At 35.5% G+C, this 18,032-nt stretch carries 16 protein-coding genes; 10 read left to right on the forward strand and 6 right to left on the reverse strand.

The features are described 5' to 3' along the window. Positions 1 to 31 precede the first annotated feature (31 nt). A complete protein-coding gene (locus AC1RNS_RS05860) occupies positions 32 to 1,228 on the reverse strand; it encodes an MFS transporter (RefSeq protein ID WP_492991399.1) in 1,197 nt (398 codons plus the stop codon). 134 nt (positions 1,229 to 1,362) lie between these two features. Here AC1RNS_RS05860 and AC1RNS_RS05865 point away from each other — a divergent pair, with 134 nt between their 5' ends. Further along, positions 1,363 to 1,920, forward strand: a complete 558-nt coding sequence (locus AC1RNS_RS05865) for a helix-turn-helix domain-containing protein (protein ID WP_492991400.1) — start codon at positions 1,363 to 1,365, stop codon at positions 1,918 to 1,920. A gap of 63 nt (positions 1,921 to 1,983) precedes the next feature. Here the strand turns inward: AC1RNS_RS05865 and qoxD are convergent, their stop codons facing one another. The 4 genes from qoxD to qoxA form a co-directional block, all read right to left on the reverse strand. Next, positions 1,984 to 2,268, reverse strand: coding sequence for a cytochrome aa3 quinol oxidase subunit IV (gene qoxD / locus AC1RNS_RS05870; RefSeq protein ID WP_492991401.1), 285 nt, complete (start codon positions 2,266 to 2,268; stop codon positions 1,984 to 1,986). Between the two features lies 1 nt (position 2,269). Then, on the reverse strand, positions 2,270 to 2,866 hold the full coding sequence (gene qoxC, locus AC1RNS_RS05875; protein WP_492991402.1) for a cytochrome aa3 quinol oxidase subunit III: 597 nt from the start codon (positions 2,864 to 2,866) through the stop codon (positions 2,270 to 2,272). After that, the gene (gene qoxB, locus AC1RNS_RS05880; protein WP_492991403.1) at positions 2,863 to 4,812 is read right to left on the reverse strand and encodes a cytochrome aa3 quinol oxidase subunit I; all 1,950 of its coding nucleotides are present in this window, start codon (positions 4,810 to 4,812) and stop codon (positions 2,863 to 2,865) included. Before qoxB ends, qoxC begins: the two co-directional genes overlap by 4 nt. Before the next feature lie 68 nt (positions 4,813 to 4,880). Beyond that, positions 4,881 to 5,759, reverse strand: a complete 879-nt coding sequence (qoxA, locus tag AC1RNS_RS05885) for a cytochrome aa3 quinol oxidase subunit II (RefSeq protein ID WP_492991404.1) — start codon at positions 5,757 to 5,759, stop codon at positions 4,881 to 4,883. A 353-nt stretch (positions 5,760 to 6,112) separates the two neighbouring features. Here qoxA and pdxR point away from each other — a divergent pair, with 353 nt between their 5' ends. From pdxR to AC1RNS_RS05920, 7 genes are all read left to right on the forward strand, one after another. After that, complete coding sequence (pdxR, locus tag AC1RNS_RS05890; protein ID WP_492991405.1) at positions 6,113 to 7,543, forward strand: MocR-like pyridoxine biosynthesis transcription factor PdxR; 1,431 nt, start codon at positions 6,113 to 6,115, stop codon at positions 7,541 to 7,543. Between the two features lie 669 nt (positions 7,544 to 8,212). Further along, on the forward strand, positions 8,213 to 8,590 hold the full coding sequence (locus tag AC1RNS_RS05895; protein WP_492991406.1) for a hotdog family protein: 378 nt from the start codon (positions 8,213 to 8,215) through the stop codon (positions 8,588 to 8,590). Between the two features lie 16 nt (positions 8,591 to 8,606). Beyond that, positions 8,607 to 9,572 carry an MBL fold metallo-hydrolase gene (locus AC1RNS_RS05900; protein WP_492991407.1) on the forward strand — a complete coding sequence of 322 codons (966 nt, stop codon included), beginning with the start codon at positions 8,607 to 8,609 and terminating at the stop codon, positions 9,570 to 9,572. 79 nt (positions 9,573 to 9,651) lie between these two features. After that, positions 9,652 to 10,227, forward strand: coding sequence for a LysE family translocator (locus AC1RNS_RS05905; RefSeq protein ID WP_492991408.1), 576 nt, complete (start codon positions 9,652 to 9,654; stop codon positions 10,225 to 10,227). 21 nt (positions 10,228 to 10,248) lie between these two features. Further along, a complete protein-coding gene (locus AC1RNS_RS05910) occupies positions 10,249 to 11,031 on the forward strand; it encodes an AraC family ligand binding domain-containing protein (protein WP_492991409.1) in 783 nt (260 codons plus the stop codon). A gap of 328 nt (positions 11,032 to 11,359) precedes the next feature. Then, a complete protein-coding gene (locus AC1RNS_RS05915; RefSeq protein ID WP_492991410.1) occupies positions 11,360 to 12,856 on the forward strand; it encodes an ATP-binding cassette domain-containing protein in 1,497 nt (498 codons plus the stop codon). A 352-nt stretch (positions 12,857 to 13,208) separates the two neighbouring features. Then, entirely contained in the window at positions 13,209 to 14,714 is a 1,506-nt protein-coding gene (locus tag AC1RNS_RS05920; protein ID WP_492991411.1) for a DHA2 family efflux MFS transporter permease subunit, read from the forward strand. Positions 14,715 to 14,859: 145 nt separating this feature from the next. On the opposite strand, the gene AC1RNS_RS05925 is transcribed toward AC1RNS_RS05920, so the two are convergent. Continuing rightward, on the reverse strand, positions 14,860 to 15,399 hold the full coding sequence (locus AC1RNS_RS05925; RefSeq protein WP_492991412.1) for a TetR/AcrR family transcriptional regulator: 540 nt from the start codon (positions 15,397 to 15,399) through the stop codon (positions 14,860 to 14,862). Between the two features lie 163 nt (positions 15,400 to 15,562). Here AC1RNS_RS05925 and AC1RNS_RS05930 point away from each other — a divergent pair, with 163 nt between their 5' ends. Both AC1RNS_RS05930 and AC1RNS_RS05935 read left to right on the forward strand, forming a co-directional pair. Next, positions 15,563 to 16,978 carry a DHA2 family efflux MFS transporter permease subunit gene (locus tag AC1RNS_RS05930; protein WP_492991413.1) on the forward strand — a complete coding sequence of 472 codons (1,416 nt, stop codon included), beginning with the start codon at positions 15,563 to 15,565 and terminating at the stop codon, positions 16,976 to 16,978. Between the two features lie 265 nt (positions 16,979 to 17,243). Next, on the forward strand, positions 17,244 to 17,951 hold the full coding sequence (locus tag AC1RNS_RS05935; RefSeq protein WP_492991414.1) for a DNA alkylation repair protein: 708 nt from the start codon (positions 17,244 to 17,246) through the stop codon (positions 17,949 to 17,951). Positions 17,952 to 18,032: the final 81 nt, after the last annotated feature.

The following is an 18,032-nucleotide window of genomic DNA, read 5'->3' on the forward strand; positions in this document are numbered from 1 at the left end:
GATACTCGCATATTTTTTGTACAAAAGCCTGCTATGAAAGAATGCGAATAGTTGATTCGATTTTTGTTTTAACTTTTGAAGTTAGCAACATGATGACAATTAAAATAAATAATAAGGCGAAAAGGGCAACATCAAAGGTGTTTGTTATATCTTTAATGACCCCAACAAGCATCGGAATTATGCCACTTATTATATAGCCACCAAATTGTATAATGGCTGTCCATTCGCTTGCTTCTTTTGGTGTAGCAGTTGCATCTAAGGGTAGAATCATGGCCAATGGAAATAATCCGCCAGCACCAATCCCCATTAATGTGGCACAGAGAATGGGGGAGATCCCGCCAATTAATAATAGAATGCCTATAAAGGAGCTTAAAGCACATAGTAGAATCCAAGGTTTTCTTTTCACACTATTATTAATTAAGATTGGGATAATAAAGCTACAGATCATTTGCATAACGGAAAAAATAGTTACCGTTGTTGCGGCGTAGGCGTCACTATAACCGATGTCCTGTACTTTTGGAGCGAGCCAGGTCGCAAGGGAATAATAAACACCTGATTGTAAACCGAACATGACCATAAGGAGCCAAACATATCGATTCCTCCAAGGTAATCGGCTTTTTTGACTGACGGATTTCTCTATTGCCTCTTGAGTTTGCTTTGATTTTTTGATAATAGGAATCCAAACAATGAAACCCACAAGAGCGAATACCGACCATATTGCTAAAGCTGCGTTCCAAGATTGATGAAAAGCATGCATGGCGGGCACGACTAAACCGGCGCTTAAAGATGCTCCAATTCCCATCCCAGCTGAATATACACCAATCATGGTAGAAGAATATTTAGGAAATTCTTTTTTGATATAACCGGAGATTAGTGGCCCTGTAATGGCAATACCTATCCCACTGAGAATAGCTGTTAGTAATAAAAGCAAAGGAAAGGTTGCTACTAAGCGCAACGCTGTTGATACACCAATTAATAAAACGGATACCCCAATCGTCAATTCTATGCCCCATCGCTCACTCAGCTTACCAGCCAATGGTGCAAATACCCCCATACAAAACACAGGTAGAGCCGTTAGTAAACTGACTACAACGCTCGTCATCTGCAAATCCATTTGAATATTTTTCAATACTGGCGAGATAGATGTTATCGAAGCTCGTAGATTCATAGAAAGTATAAACAAAGAAAAAATGCTCCAAATAATCGGAAAGTTTTTTGATTTCACCATCACTAAAAACACCTCTTTTAATCAATTTTTGATATACTATAGTTAACTTTTTATATGTAAAACAAACTATAATTAACCGATTTGTATACTATAATATACTTAGTGTACAAAGTCAATGGAAGGGGTGCGACACATTGAATGAGGAAAATATTGACTTATCTAGTCAAGTTGGGCTTAATCTAAGAGAAATTCGAAAAAGTAAAAGGATGAGTCTTGATGAATTAGCAAATGTAAGTAGTGTTAGTAAATTAACGTTAGGGAAAATTGAAAGAGGGGAAACGAATCCAACCGTCAATATCCTTTGGAAAATATGTAGAGGACTTAATATTCCACTCGTCTCTTTATTATCATTTAAAGAAAATATAGAAGTGCATCGGTTTGGATCAGATTACCAATTTTCAGGTAATAATAATAATGACTGGTTTGTCGAGCCATTATTTAATACACATGGAACGGAATGGTATAGAGGGTGTATCGAGCCAAATAGTGAGTACAGTGAATGTCACTTAGCGGGATCAGAAGAAATTGTTCTTGTGTTAAACGGTCAATTGGAGATGAAGGTAGGAGAAAAAATTCACCAATTAAATCAATGGGATGTCATTAAATTTAATGGCGAAGAGCTTCACACATACACCAATCGTTCCAACGAAAAAGTACATTTGATGCTCTCGTTAAGCTATACAACTCGATAGTTTTGTCATAAAAAAAATCGTCCTTACTCATCAAGTAAAGGACGATTTTTTTCATACTCTCTTCTAGAGATAGCCCCAAATCATACATAATAAAGTCCCGAAAATGGTTACGAGAGCAATTATTAAAGCATAGTAGATATTTGTATAGATCGCAGGTTTATCCTTTGTTTCACTGGCGTGCATAAAGACGACTAACTGTAGGCCAGCTTGAATAAATGCTGTGACTAAAAGTATCGTCATTGTAATGGGGAGTGATACACCAAAAAAATACACACTCGCCGCAATGATCGTAAGGATAATCGACAGGGCAAACCCCATAACTTGTTTTAGTGGGAATAAATCACTCATTTCATACCATTCCTTTCAAGTAAATGAAACTGAAGATAAAGATCCAGACCACATCTAAAAAGTGCCAGTATAAGGAGAAGATGAAAGACTTATTGGCTGTTTCTGGTGTTAATCCACGTTGTTTTAATTGGTAAACAATAAACAGCCCCCAGAACACACCAAATGTTACATGAGCACCATGTGTCCCTAATGTTGTCAAAAGGGTAGCCGTAAAGGCACTTGTTTGCAATCCTGCACCAACATGGACATAGTGAATAAATTCATAAACCTCATAGCCTATGAATGTTACACCAAGCAGTAGCGTCACGACAAAGAATGTAATCATCGCTTTCGTGTTGCCTTTGCGCATGGCGTGTATCCCTAAGCCAATGGTAAAGCTACTTGTTAGAAGAATAAAAGTTTCAAATAAAACAGGTGTAATTTCAAAAATGTCAGCTCCTGTAGGGCCATTTCCAGTACGATCTACCAAAACAAAGTAAGCTGCGAACAGCGTCCCAAAGAGCATGATTTCAGCACCGATAAAAACCCAAAAGCCTAAAATATTCAATTGGTTTTGCTGTGTACTATATTCTAAAGGAAGTGATTGATCGATTTTCATGATTGACTACCTCGCAATTTCGATTCCGTTGCTTTCACTTTTTCAACAGAAACATAATGTCCTGGATCTTTTTCCAACGAACGGTGAGCCATACAAACAAAAATACCGATCGTTGTAACAATGGTTGGAATCCACATACCAAATACAAATGAGAAGCCCCATGCAAAGAAGATACAGCCTAAAATGAAAGGTACACCACTGTTATTTGGCATATGAATGTTTTCATATTTCTCTGGGAACAAATCATGCTGACGATATTTTGCATCCCATAGTGCCTCAGTTGAAATTACATGTGGCACCTTTGCAAAATTATAGTACGGTACAGGACTTGGTGTAGCCCATTCTAAAGTACGTGCATCCCATGGATCTGAGCCAACGTTTCTTGGTGCATAACGAATGCTATAATAAACATTGTATACAATTAAGATAAAGCCAATCGTAAGGCCAATTGCACCAACAAAAGAAATCATATTCCACATACCAAAACCTGTTGAGGCCGAGTAAGTGTACATACGGCGTGCTTGTCCATCTAAGCCAGAGAAGAACATAGGCATAAAGGCTAGCATGGTACTAATTGCAATAATCCAAGCCGTCACTTTGCCGATTTTTTCATTTAACATAAAGCCAAACATTTTTGGCCAATAGTAATGTAAGCCTGCTAACATCGCAAATACAACACCAGGAATAATCACCATATGGAAGTGTGCTACTAAAAACATTGTATTATGGTATTGGTAGTCAGCTGCTGACATACCAAGCATCACCCCCGTTACGCCACCTATTGTAAACGTAGGGATAAACAACATAGAATATAGCATTGGCGTTGTGAAGACAATTTTTCCTTTCCACAGGGTGAATAACCAGTTAAAGATCTTAACTCCAGTCGGAACGGCAATGGCCATCGTTGTAATCGAGAATATACTGTTTGTTAAAGCACCTTGTCCCATCGTAAAGAAATGATGGGTCCAAACTAAAAACGAAAGGAAGGAGATAATTACCATTGAGCCGACCATCGATTTATAACCATAGAGATTGCGCCCAGAGAAAGTAGAAATAATCTCACTGTATAACCCAAAGGCAGGTAAAATTAGAATATAAACCTCAGGGTGTCCCCAGACCCAGAAGAAATTCGCCCACAGCATATCCATACCGCCGTTGGATGTTGTGAAGAAATTCGTAGCAAATAGGCGGTCGAATGTTCCCATGACAAGTGCAACCGTTAATACTGGAAAGGCAAAAACGATAATAACGTTTGCGACGAATGAAGACCACGTAAACATTGGCATTTTCATTAATGTCATACCCGGTGCTCGCATTTTGAGAATCGTAACAATCATGTTAATACCAGTAATTAATGTGCCGAGACCTGAAATTTGTAGAGCAAACAAGTAATAGTTCGTCCCTACAGATTGACTAAATTCATTACTAGCTAGAGGGAAATAATTCGTCCAGCCAGCATCAGGAGAGCCGCCAATAACAAAGGAAATATTTAATAGCATGGCCCCCATGAAAAATAGCCAAAAGCTTAAAGCATTCAAACGTGGGAAGGCTACATCTCTTGCGCCAATTTGAAGTGGCACAATGTAGTTCATAAAGGCCATAATAAACGGCATGGCCATAAATATAATCATCACAGTTCCGTGTGTCGTAAATATTTCATTATAATGCTGTGCATCTAGTAATTTATTGTCAGGTACTGCCATTTGTGCTCGCATCATAATCGCATCTGCACCACCACGGAAAAGCATAAGAATGGCTGAAATTAAATACATAATACCGATTCGTTTATGATCAACTGTTGTTAACCATTCACGCCAAAGGTAGCCCCATTTTTTAAAATAGGTTAATCCTACAATCATCGCTATCACCGTAAGACCAATAGCGACCATTGAGGCATAAATAGCTGGGCTTGGATGGGGTATTGCAAATCTTTCAAAGTAATCCATCTGACTATGTCTCCTTTCGACATAAACCTTATCGTAAACTAGTTCATTTCGAGAATTTCAAGATTTTTTTATTGAGATGCATGATCTTTTACGTGCGAAGAACCATGCTGATGTCCACCATTTTCACCCTCTGGTGCTGGTAGAAATGTTAAATGTGTTCCATTGTAAGTGGACTGTCCTACATGTCCTGGTTTTAGTAACGAATTAAATTTTTCCTCCGTTAATAGATCTGCTGTTTCTTTTACTTCCTTTACCCAATCATCAAATTCATCATGAGTCACCGCTGTCACATTAAACGTGTTTTCGGCGAACCCCTTGCCATTAAAGTTTGCATTTCTCCCCATAAACTCTCCAGGCATATCCGCAGCCAAATGCAAAGTATTCACCATATCAGCCATCGCATATTTTTGACCACCAAGCTGAGGAATCCAGAAGCTAGTAATCGGTCCATACGAGTAAAGTTTGAACTCAATTGGACGCTCAGCAGGGATATACAAATAATTTACTGTTTCAATATCTTCTTCTGGATAACTAAAATGCCATTTCCAGTTAGAGGTTGAAGCATAAATGACCAATGGCTTCTCATTTTTATATTTTTCTGGCGTCGATTCCACCTTATAATTACTTTGAACAGAAATAATAGACATGTACGCAACAATTAAAACAGGTATGCCTACACAAATTATTTCAACCATGGTACTCCCTTTAATGTGGGGAGGCTTATAGTCGGGACTTTGCTTAGAAGCACGATATTTCATTAACATATAAGCTAAAATCACAAAAACGGTTAGTACGATAAAGGACATAATCCCTATCGATAGCATAATATCTTTGGCTTGTACTTGAGCTTGAGGACCTTTTGGATCTAATACTAATAACGGGTCACAACCGGTTAACATAGTGACAATAGTGAAAAGACCTACTAATTTAAGCCAACTTTTTTTCATAAACAAACCCCTTTAACTGATTCTTTGAAGTGCTATCGGCTACTATGGGTTTGTATGGATTTTGATTCACAATTGATTTTTATCATAGTGGCACATCCTTTGAAAGACAAGGTGTTTTGCAAGATAACACAGAATGTTCTAAAACGAGAAAAATAATTTCAGTATAACTTTATCGAGTTAAATACGCGTAGAGTAAGGGTTTTCATAGGATGATAGTGGTTGAATGTTAAAGTGGATGGCGAAAGTAATAATAAAGTGGATGGTTAGCTACAGAAGATGTTATATTATGATTGATTTTTTAGCTTATCTGATGCTGCTAAAAAAATTATTATGCTCAATTGAGGTGAGTATATATGGATTGGAAACCCGATCGACATGCAAAAAAGGCTATCTATAAACAACTCGCAGAATATATTGAAAAAGGTATTGCGGATGGGACATTTCCACCCGATAAACCTTTACCATCAGAGCGATACTTAGCAAATGCTCTGAACGTAAATAGAAGTACAGTTGTTAGTGCATATGACGAATTGGAAGCAATGGGGCTTATTGAACGAAATAGAGGCAGTGGTACGAGCATTAGCAAAGATATTTGGGGGATCACAAGGAAGCGAATTCCTAGCTGGAATCGATATATTGAGGCGGGCTCCTTTTTACCAAATCTACCTGTCACACAAAAAATAAGAAAAGAGGCAGTTGAACATAAATTAATAAATTTAGCAACAGGAGAATTATCAGAAGACCTTTTCCCTAAAAGCGCATTAAGAGAAATCACAGCAACTCGCTCCTTTATCGGCAGCCTTGGATACGATCATCCACAGGGGAGTGAAATACTTCGAACTACCCTTACGAAGCATATTAAAAATAGTAGAGGGATTGATACAAAACCTTCTTCCATACTAATTACATCAGGGGCGCAGCAAGCCTTACATTTGATTGTCCAATGCTTATTAAAGCCTGGGGATACAATCGCAATAGAAGATCCTTCTTACAATTATAATCTGCCCATTTTTAAATCAGCAGGCTTACAACTTCATTATTTATCTGTTGATAAGGATGGTATCGACCCAGAGGATTTACAAACACTATATAAAAAACATCGTATTAAGATGATTTTTTTAAATCCTGATTTTCACAATCCAACAGGCTCTTCGTTAAATATTAAGCGAAGAGAGGCTATTTTAGACATATCCTCAAAGCTTGGTATTCCAGTAGTAGAAGATGATCCCTATAGCCTGACATCATTTTCAGGGGATAAAATTCCTACCCTGAAATCACTAGATAAAAACGGAAATGTATTATACATTAGCTCTTTATCCAAGATTGTTGCCTCAGGATTACGCATAGGCTGGATTGTTGGTCCCACATCCGTTATTGAAAGGTTATCTGATGCAAAGCAACAAATTGACTTTGGTCATTCTAGCTTTACACAGTGGATAGCTAATGATTTTTTAGAGTCAATAAACTTTAATTTGCATATCAAAAGCTTAATTAGAGAATTAGAGAAAAGACGAAATACAATTGTGCAAAGCCTTGATACTTATTTAAAAAATCAGGTGGAGTTTTCTATTCCACAAGGGGGTATCCACATTTGGTGTAAAGTGCTGAAAAATTATAGTGAAACACAATTACTGGAAGAATCGATTAAACGAGGCGTCATTTATGTTCCTGGTTCCACAATGGGATCCCAAAATGGCTTTGTCCGTTTTACTTATGCTAGAGAAGATGTGGATTCAATCGATGAAGGAATTAAAAGATTTGCACAAGCTCTGAATAGTTTTTAAGTAAGAAGAAGAATTTTTGTAAATTATAGACAAGTGGATGACTAAAATAGTGGTAAAGTGGATGGTTAAAAATATACGTAAACTATTTATGATAAGGACATGGATCAAAAAAAATCCATAAAGGCTATCTACTATCATTGAAGTGTGGATTGATTCACAATTATTCACACAGGTAATGAAATCTGTAAATTGTAGGGAAGGTGATAGGACAAACCCATTTTTTCATTAGGTAAGAGGTAGTTATCTAATTCAGTGTGGATAAATGTTAATGGGGTCATTAAAAAAGCTACATGTAAGAAACCCACTTTTTGAAAAAGAGGTTTTATCATTCACAACAAGTATCGTTAATTTCGTCTCTATGTTTTACCTGTTCTAACAATCTCATTTTTTTAGCTTTTACTGCTGATGAAATAAATCAAGGCAGTCACTTCTTATTATATTTTAAGTTTCCCAAAACAGTATATAAGTAAAATAGGCACTTCTTATATACACAATTAAACCTTAGTCAAAAACACCATCAAGCCACCTAGTTTCGATATTCAATCGCGCTAGGTGGCTGGTTTTTTTATACAGTAATATAGATATTTTATTTAATAGTTGAGTAATAGGATAATAAGTTTTAATATTCTGATTATAGTAGTATTTTGTACTCTTCAAAGGGGGATATTGATGGGATTACAAGTAGGTGAAAAAATCACGTTTGAACGTACGTTTACAGTGGAAGATGTTGAATTATTTACGAAGATATCGAGAGATGAAGGCATTCATCATATCTCACCAGACGAACAAGGTCGATTTGTGGTTCAAGGGCTTTTAACAGCAACACTTCCTACAAAGGTGGGTGGTGACAATAACGTATTAGCCCGCAAAATGAATTTCGAGTTTTTACGTCCTGTGTTTAGTGATGATACAATCCGCTGTGATGTAATAATTGAGCAATATGAACCAGATGAAAAAAATCGAATGGCCATTACTGCAGCATTTACATGTATAAATCAACTAGACAAGGTGGTATTAAAAGGGAGTTTTTCTGGAATTATTTTATAAATAGAGGGGGTAGCATATGAAAACTGAAATTCTGTTTTTTGAACGTTCATTTCCAAGTGCTAATAGTATTGTTATTCGAGACGAGCAAACATTTTTAGTGGATTCTGGCTTTGGAAGTGATGTTATACGAACTGAGAAACTTTTAACCGATATTGGGATATTACCAAAACAGTTAAATGGCATCATCAATACACATTATCATAGTGACCATGTTGGAGGAAATCATTATTTTCAAAAACAGTATGGCCTACCGATTGCTACCCATCTTTGGGAGGGAGAAATGGTAAATAGATGCGATTTAGAATCTTGCTGTGCACATTATTTAGATCAGCCTGTTGAACAATATAACGTTCAGCATTTACTTGTTGATGAACAAGAGATTACTACTGGGCATAGTGCTTTACAGGTTTTACATACACCAGGACATACCTTAGGGCATATAGCTTTATATGAGCCAAAACAGCAGATATTAATTTGTGGTGATTTATTTCATTATAACGATTTGGGATGGTTGAATATTTACCGAGAAGGCACTAACAGCTTAAGAAGATCCTATGATAGTTTAGAGAGACTCTCTAAATTATCTATAAAAAGAGCATACCCAGGTCACGGTAGAGTTATTGATGACCCCTTGATAATGATTGATAAAGCGAGAACACGCCTCGAGACATGGATGTTGTCTCCAGAAAAAATGGCTTGGCATGCATGTAAAAGAATTTTTTCTTTTACACTGATGATTAGAGATGGACTATCGAGCAAGGAAATCACACCTTATTTACTAAGTTGTGGCTGGTTTTACGATTTCGCTGTCCACTCTTTCCGCTTAGAGCCCAAGGAATTTGTACAGCCTTTACTGGATGAAATGATTCGATCTAAGGCTGCTACATGGCACCAAGACAAATTAAAAGCAACAGCTCCATATGAAGCACCAATCCCCAAATGGATGAAAGAGAAGTGGAAACCATTTAATTGGACAAAGTAAATGTGCAATTTTGTACTATTATGATTTAAATAATAGATGTAATAATTCACAGAGATCAACTTGAAAGGGAGCTCACTTCGTGAATATTACATCTTTTTTAATGTACTGCTTTATTATTACGGTTACACCAGGACCGACAAATATCGTAATTTTATCAACAACACAGCATTTTGGTATAAAAAGAGGCTTACATTTTTCTTACGGTTCTACGATTGCATTCTTTATATTACTTGTATTATCAGCGTTTCTAAATACTCTTTTTTCAACATGGATTCCAAGAGTGTTGCTGATTATGCAAATTATTGGTACGACATATATGATATACCTTGCATACCAAATTTACAAAATGGATACTTCCAGTGATAGCAATAATAAAACGGGAAATTTTTCTTCAGGGTTTTTGTTGCAGTTTTTAAATCCTAAAGTAGTATTATTTACAATGACGGTAATTCCAAGCTTTATCTTACCTTATTATAATTCGTTTTTAGCGTTATCATTAAGTGTAATAACTATTACCATTATTGGTCTAATTGCTTTCTTATTATGGGTATTGTTTGGGGCTATCTTTAAACAATTTTTACTAGAACATAAAAAAGTCGTCAATGTATTTATGGCACTATGCTTGATTTATGCAGCCGTGATGATCTGGATTTAATGGGAAGTGAGAGGTGAAAACATGCAAAGTTTTACATATAGAAAAATGGATGGAATTACAGCATTAAAGGCTAGTTTTACAGATTTTAAATACAAAAAACATGCTCATCAAGAATATGCTTTTGGTGTCACGTTAAAAGGAATTCAACATTACTATTTAGATGGGAATCTACAGCTATCTCATCAAAACGGCGTCATGTTTTTTAATCCCGAACAGGTCCATGATGGGATGGCTTTTAATCGAGAAGGTCTTGAGTATGTTATGCTCTATATAGAACCCTCTTTATTTTTAGAGGCGATTCAAAAAAAGGATATAATCTGTTTTGAGAAGCCTATTATCTATAATAATATGCTAAAGCAACATATACTAAAGCTATCGCAAGCTGTTTTAACAGAAGAAAACTCTTCATTATGCCACGAGTTGTTTTTACAGTTAACAGACAGCTTAGTTAAACAAGATTTTAGTTCATCAATGAAAAAAGATGGTTTCGTTATTAAAAAAGCTAAAGAAATCATCCATTCACATCTCGAAAACGTACTAAAAATAGAGGATATATGTCAGGAAATAGATTTCACAACATTCCAATTCATTCGTTATTTTAAAAAACATACTGGTATTACACCTTATCAATACTTCTTAAATTGCAAAATTGAACGGGCAAAATCCATCATTGAGCAAACTGGTGATATTTATGCCGCAGTAGCACAATGTGGATATGTTGATTTACCTCATTTAAACAAACAATTTAAAAGTATTTTTGGGACAACAGCTTTTGAGTATTTATCTTTTATTAATAATCGCTAATATACAATTACAATTGACAATAAATAGAATTAAATGTTAAATTAAAAATACAATTTGAACGAACGGAGGGTGAAGAATTTGAGCAATTGTTTATTTATTAAAAAAGCTAATCTCATAATAAATAAACAAGAAGCTAATTTTCACCTATCATATTTTAATTCTACCACTCTATGATTTTACACATAGGGTGAAAACTTTTTCGTTGTGCGAGAAGATGCTTCTGTTTATAAACAGAGGCATCTTTTTTTGCTTTTATCAAATTTTAGGGTGATGGATATGAACAACTAACATTAAACAGTTACATCATGAAAAAGGAAGGGGAAATTACATGATAGAAATACACAATCTTACCATCAAAACGATAAAAGATAATCGAACGTTAATAGAACATCTTCAGCTGAGTACCCAAAAAGGAGATAAGATTGTCATAATAGGGGAGGAGGGCAATGGCAAAAGTACATTATTAAAATGCATTTACAATGATCAATTGATTGTTGATTATTGTACTTATGAAGGAAAAATTCTTAAAAATGATTATTCACTCGGATATCTATCACAGGAACTATCGGCTCAAGAAAAAAAGTTGACCATCACTGAGTTATTTTCAGAAAACAATTGGAACAAAGAATTGTTAAAGGCAATGGATGATTTTAGAATTGATTCATTTGTTTCAGATAAAAAGATAGGTGATTTTTCGGGAGGGGAGCGATTTAAGTATCGTTTTTTAAAGCTACTCGCCATGAGTCCTGATATTCTTTTATTAGATGAACCGACAAATGATTTGGACATAGACACAATCGAATGGCTGGAAACATTTATTCTGCAAACATCGATACCTGTTATTTTTGTATCACATGATGAAACATTTATAAATAATACGGCAAACGCAATTATTCATATTGAGCTTACCAATCGCAAGCAAATACCTAAATACACCTTTACAAGAGAGCCTTATGAAACGTACCTTTTTCATCGAGAAAACAATTTGCAAAAGCAAGAACAGATGGCGAGAAAGCAAGCATCTGATTATAAAAAACAGATTAGTAGGTGGCATGAGGTATGGAATAAGGCTGAGCATCAGCATCAAAATGTGTCTCGCTCAGACCCCAGATTACAAAAGAAAATAAAATCATTAAAAAATCAAAAGAAACGTATGGACAAAGCTACAGAGGATTTTTTAGAGATACCTACTGTAGAGGAGGCAAGCGAATTTAGCTTTGATTCCTCTATACATGTTCATCGACATAAAAAAATTCTAGAGCTATCATTAGAAACGCTTGAAATAGCAAATAAACAACTTTCCCAAAATATAACGTTATCTATTATTGGACCAGAAAAAGTAGCAATTATTGGGGAAAATGGAGTAGGAAAATCAACATTATTAAAAATAATTATGGAGAAGATAAAAGAATATTCTTCATTAAAGATAGGATACATGCCACAAAATTATGAGGATCTATTGGACCCAGCTCAATCACCCATTAGTTTTCTAGAGATAAGTGGTGATAAGGAAGCCATGACAAAAGCTTTCACACTTTTGGGCAGTATGAAATTTACTAGTGATGAAATGCAGCAGACAATTGGACATTTGAGTGGGGGTCAAAAAGCAAAGCTACTGTTGTTAAAAATGATTATGGATGGTTGCGAAATATTGATATTAGATGAACCAACGAGAAATTTCAGCCCTTTGACAACGCCTGTTCTGTGTCAGGCTTTAGCACAATATGGTGGAGCCATTATTAGTGTTTCACATGATCGACGCTACCTAAAAGAAGTAGCATCAACCATTTATGAATTAACTAGTGAAGGATTAACGAAAAAATAGGCAAAGAAAAAGTCGAGCTCCTGTAGTGAAGGAATCGACTTTTTTTGCAAAAAATTATGTAGAACACATTGAAATAAAAAATGTCTTATGATAAATTTATATGGATAGACATTGTATAATTTATAAAACGCGTATTATCCCTATTCTAATTATACAATACATTCTATTCTTTCGTCAACATTTTTATTTAAAGGGGTGGTTGCTATGAAATCACAAGGGGCACTACAACGGATTGGGGGAAAAGACTACTCAGCACATTGGTGAAGTAGCTCAAATCTAAAAAGGCAATCGAAAAGTTTTATTTAGATGTGAATGTAACTGAAAAAGAGAAAGAAAGTAGGACTGAAACTACATGTCAGAGAAAACAATTTCTGTTCAGACAAAACCGCCATACGGCATGATTGCCATTTTATTTATCGGGGCATTTGTTGCTATTTTGAATGAAACATTACTAAATATTGCTCTTCCAGCTATTATGGAAGAATTCAAGGTCAATGCCACTGCAGTACAATGGCTTTCAACAGGCTATATGCTGATTAATGGGATTTTAATACCTGCAAGTGCGTTCTTCATTCAACGCTTTACTGATAAAAAGCTATTTATTATCGCAATGGCCTTGTTTACTTTGGGAACATTTTTAGCTAGTATTGCACCTACATTTGGCGTGTTATTAGGGGCTCGTATGATTCAAGCTGCAGGATCTGCAATTATGATGCCGTTATTAATGAATGTTATGCTAACTGCATTTCCAGTTGAAAAACGAGGGGCGGCAATGGGGATGTTTGGTCTTGTAATGATTACAGCTCCAGCGATTGGACCGACACTTTCTGGTTGGTTGATCGAGCATTATAGCTGGAGAATGTTATTTGATCTTGTACTGCCAATTGCCATTTTAACCTTAATTTTTGCAGCGTTTAAATTAAAGAATGTCACACCACAACGTCCTATAAAGCTGGATGTACTGTCTCTTGTATTATCTAGTATTGGATTTGGTGGCTTGCTTTATGGCTTCAGCTCAGCAGGGGAAAAAGGATGGGATAATATACTCGTCTACGGTACGATTATTATTGGTGCACTAGCTTTAATTACCTTTATCCTTCGTCAATTACGAATGGATGAGCCCATGCTTGAGTTTCGTATTTTCAAATATCCAATGTTCGCCTTATCAACGACCATTTCAATCGTTATTTCGGTTGCAATGTTCTCAGCCATGATCCTAATGCCAATTTATGTCCAAACCATTCGTGGAATTTCACCAATGGATTCTGGCTTGTTAATGCTTCCAGGCGCTATTGTCATGGGAATTATGTCTCCAATTACCGGAAAACTCTTTGATAAATATGGTGCAAGAACCTTGGCCGTAATTGGATTGATCATTACCATTATAACAACTTATTACTTTAGCAAAATCGGTTTGCATACTGCTTATTCTACTCTTGTTCTGCTCTATACTTTACGTATGTTTGGGATGTCAATGGTCATGATGCCAGTAATGACGAATGGTCTAAATCAGTTACCAGCCTATAATAATCCACATGGAACAGCGATGAACAATACACTACAGCAGGTATCTGGTGCTATAGGTTCCGCGGTTTTGATTACCGTCATGAACAATATAACAACTGTAAAAGCAGAGGAATTAGCTGCTAAAGCAATGAACAATATGAGTGCCAATGCAACTCAATCATCTACACAGGCTGCAGCAGAAGTACAACAACAAATTATGAATGAAGCGATGCTACATGGTATTAATATTACCTTCTTTATTTCAACATTGATTACTGTGATTGCTCTTATTCTTGCTTTCTTTATTAAAAGAGTCAAACCTAATCAAGGGATAGACGTTCAAGGGGAATAGAAAAATTGTTAGTCTAAAAAAAGGGGTATTGAAGTGAAGTAATACCATTCTTTAGTACACTAACATAAATCAATTGAATGATAGAATAAATACGTAAAAACGTTCATCTAAAAATGATGAACGTTTTTTGTTGGTATATGAATAATTATCGATATAGCTCAATAATTTGATCAGCGATATATTCAGAGCTAAAATGAATCCCATCTTTAAGCCACCACATAATAATTCCCAGTACTGAAGATGCGAGAATATCCATTGATAAGGTTATTTCCGCAGAAATCCTGTCACGACGAATGACAATCAAATCCGTTAACATCATATGAAATTTTCTTTTGAAACCAGGGTGTTCAAAGAGAACAGCTAAAATCTTTCGATGCTTATAAAAATAATCTAAAAACGTCATTAATTGCTCTTGGTTACTAATATCATCAATTTGTAATGTTGGAGATAATTTTAACGACAGGTCGTCGAAAATGTCGTAAACTACCTGCTTTAATAAATCATTTATATCTATAAAATGTAAATAAAAAGTTGCTCGATTTAGCTCAGCACGCTTAGCAATCTTTTGTACAGTCAGTTTTGAAATATCCGGGTCTTCAATTAATATTTCTACAACAGCTTCTTTAAACACCCGTTTTGAGCGAATAGCTCGTGGATCTTGTTTTTTATGTGTGGTCAATTTCATTCTCCTTTATCTATTAAATATAAACTTCATTAATAGTTGTTTTAAATCTGTTGTTTAATTAACACTTCTTGAGAAATTGTAAATAGGCATCAAAAAATTAAAATGTTATTATCTATTTTATTGACACGGTGTTAATAAAACAAGTAGAAAGAGGAATTATGTAATGTCAGAATCAATCAATAAAAAAGTATTATTAACAGTCTTAATTTTAGGATGTTTTTTATCTACATTAAATCAAACACTGTTAAACGTTGCCTTAAGTAATTTAATGGCTGTATTTTCTGTTTCTGCTACAACTGTTCAGTGGTTATCGACTGGCTTTATGTTGGTAAACGGGGTGCTAGTCCCTATCACTGCCTATTTAATGAAACGCTTTTCTACACGCCAATTATTTATCAGCTCCATGCTATTTTTATTAATAGGCTCTATTTTTTGTGCAGTAGCACCAAACTTCGCCACTTTATTAATTGGTCGTATGATTCAAGCGATTGGAGCAGGAATTATTATGCCCTTGCTAATGAGTATCGTAATGTTTATTTTCCCACCAGAAAGAAGAGGTAGTATGATGGGTTTAATAGGTCTTGCCATGATTTTCGCTCCAGCAATAGCACCAACATTTGCAGGCTTTATTATCGACTATTATTCATGGCGTTGGTTATTTATCGGACTCATCCCCTTTGTTGTAATAATCATTTTTATGGCATGGAAATATTTAATCAATGTCTCAGAAACAGCAAAAATTAAGCTAGATATAGTAAGTGTTATTTTATCAACCATTGGCTTTGGTCTTATTTTATATGGTTTTAGTAATGCAGGAAGCCATGGTTGGGATGATAAAGTCGTCATCGTTTCTATAATTGTGGGAATTGTGACAATAGCTATATTCTGCCTTCGACAAATTAAATCCAGTGATCCGCTTCTAAACTTATCTGTTTTTCAAAATAAAGTATTCACGTTAACGTCTACCATCAATATGATTGTCACAATGATGATGTACGCGGATATGATTTTATTACCAATTTATTTACAAAACGGTAGAGGATTCACTGCATTAGACGCTGGTTTATTATTATTACCTGGTGCTCTCGTAAATGCCTTTATGTCACCTGTTACAGGAAAAATGTATGATCGCTTTGGCGCAAGGCCATTATTTATTATCGGTTTGATTTTTATTATTCCTTCCATGTGGGTAGTTACAGATTTATCGGAAACAACTTCCTTTAGCTTTTTAATGCTACGCACTATTTTCCTACGTATTGGATTAAGCTTTATCACAATGCCATTGAACACAGCTGGTTTGAATGCATTACCGAAAACACTTGTAACACATGGTACAGCAGTCAATAATACCTTGCGCCAAATTTCAGGTGCAATTGGAGCTGCTGTAGTCATTACCATTTTTACAGCACAAACGACAAATCATGCGAAAACATTGCTTGTTGAAACACCAAATGCTGCGGTTGAAACTATCCGCACACTTGCTTCAATATTAGGTTCAAGTGATGCTTATTACTTCATGACCATCTTAGCAATTATTGCATTTGTTTTAACGTTATTTGTTCCATCTAAAAAAGGATGAAACAGCAAGTGTATTTTTAATTCAGGACAATTAGTACTGACTTTATAAATATTGAAATAATAAATGGAAAATTTACTCGAGGACAAGAAGTCTTATTGAATTAGAGAAAGGATTTAGAATCTACAAATTCATTGAAGTCAGAAAATATCTTCTTTAAAATAAAGGGGATAAAGCATGTGGCGAAGATGTTGACGAGTTCATCCTAACGCTCATTTTAGTAAGAATGAGGCACTAAGGATAATCATAAAAAAGGAAGTGCTAAAAGATGAATGTAGAAATGATTATGCAAGAGCTTGAAGCCCTCGGTAAGGAACGGACTAAAAAAATGTATATGTCCAATGGTGCACATGAACCACTTTTTGGCGTGGCAACAGGTGCAATGAAGCCGATAGCAAAGAAAATAAAAATTGATCAAGCTTTAGCAGAAGAGCTTTATGCCTCAGGCAACTACGATGCGATGTACTTTGCAGGCATTATTGCAGATCCAAAAGCCATGACTGCGTCAGATTTTAATCGTTGGATGGATTCGGCATATTTTTATATGCTATCTGATTACGTGGTAGCAGTAACATTGGCAGAAGCAGATATTGCGCAAGAAGTTGCAGATAAATGGATTGTTAGTGGGGAAGAGCTAAGAATGTCAGCTGGCTGGAGCTGCTATTGTTGGCTTTTAGGAAATCGCTCAGATGTTGAATTCTCAGAGAATAAAATTGCCAGCATGCTTGAAATAGTGAAAAATACGATTCACGATGCTCCAGAGCGAACGAAATCAGCTATGAATAATTTTCTATACACTGTTGGGATTTCATATGTGCCACTACATGGTTTAGCGCTCGAAATTGCCAAAGCAGTAGGTCCAGTTGAACTCAAACGAGACAAGAAAAAAAGCACTATTCTACACGCATACGAAAGTATACAGAAAGAAGTAGATAAGGGGAGACTGGGTTTCAAACGTAAATATGTAAGATGTTGAATAAAGAAGCCTCCATTTTTTCTCTTTGGAGGTTTTTTCTTATAGAACTTCATTGCATAACAATTATTAAATATGTATAAT

Source organism: Lysinibacillus sp. GW821-FHT14F06, assembly GCF_058803665.1.

Bases quoted from the DNA above. Each gene is read 5' to 3' on its own strand.
- qoxA (WP_492991404.1), bottom strand. From the start codon at position 5,759: ATGAAAAAAAGTTGGCTTAAATTAGTAGGTCTTTTCACTATTGTCACT.
- AC1RNS_RS05930 (WP_492991413.1), top strand. From the start codon at position 15,563: ATGTCAGAATCAATCAATAAAAAAGTATTATTAACAGTCTTAATTTTA.
- qoxD (WP_492991401.1), bottom strand. From the start codon at position 2,268: ATGAGTGATTTATTCCCACTAAAACAAGTTATGGGGTTTGCCCTGTCG.
- pdxR (WP_492991405.1), top strand. From the start codon at position 6,113: ATGGATTGGAAACCCGATCGACATGCAAAAAAGGCTATCTATAAACAA.
- AC1RNS_RS05920 (WP_492991411.1), top strand. From the start codon at position 13,209: ATGTCAGAGAAAACAATTTCTGTTCAGACAAAACCGCCATACGGCATG.
- AC1RNS_RS05900 (WP_492991407.1), top strand. From the start codon at position 8,607: ATGAAAACTGAAATTCTGTTTTTTGAACGTTCATTTCCAAGTGCTAAT.
- qoxB (WP_492991403.1), bottom strand. From the start codon at position 4,812: ATGGATTACTTTGAAAGATTTGCAATACCCCATCCAAGCCCAGCTATT.
- AC1RNS_RS05925 (WP_492991412.1), bottom strand. From the start codon at position 15,399: ATGAAATTGACCACACATAAAAAACAAGATCCACGAGCTATTCGCTCA.
- AC1RNS_RS05935 (WP_492991414.1), top strand. From the start codon at position 17,244: ATGAATGTAGAAATGATTATGCAAGAGCTTGAAGCCCTCGGTAAGGAA.
- AC1RNS_RS05915 (WP_492991410.1), top strand. From the start codon at position 11,360: ATGATAGAAATACACAATCTTACCATCAAAACGATAAAAGATAATCGA.
- qoxC (WP_492991402.1), bottom strand. From the start codon at position 2,866: ATGAAAATCGATCAATCACTTCCTTTAGAATATAGTACACAGCAAAAC.
- AC1RNS_RS05910 (WP_492991409.1), top strand. From the start codon at position 10,249: ATGCAAAGTTTTACATATAGAAAAATGGATGGAATTACAGCATTAAAG.
- AC1RNS_RS05895 (WP_492991406.1), top strand. From the start codon at position 8,213: ATGGGATTACAAGTAGGTGAAAAAATCACGTTTGAACGTACGTTTACA.
- AC1RNS_RS05860 (WP_492991399.1), bottom strand. From the start codon at position 1,228: ATGGTGAAATCAAAAAACTTTCCGATTATTTGGAGCATTTTTTCTTTG.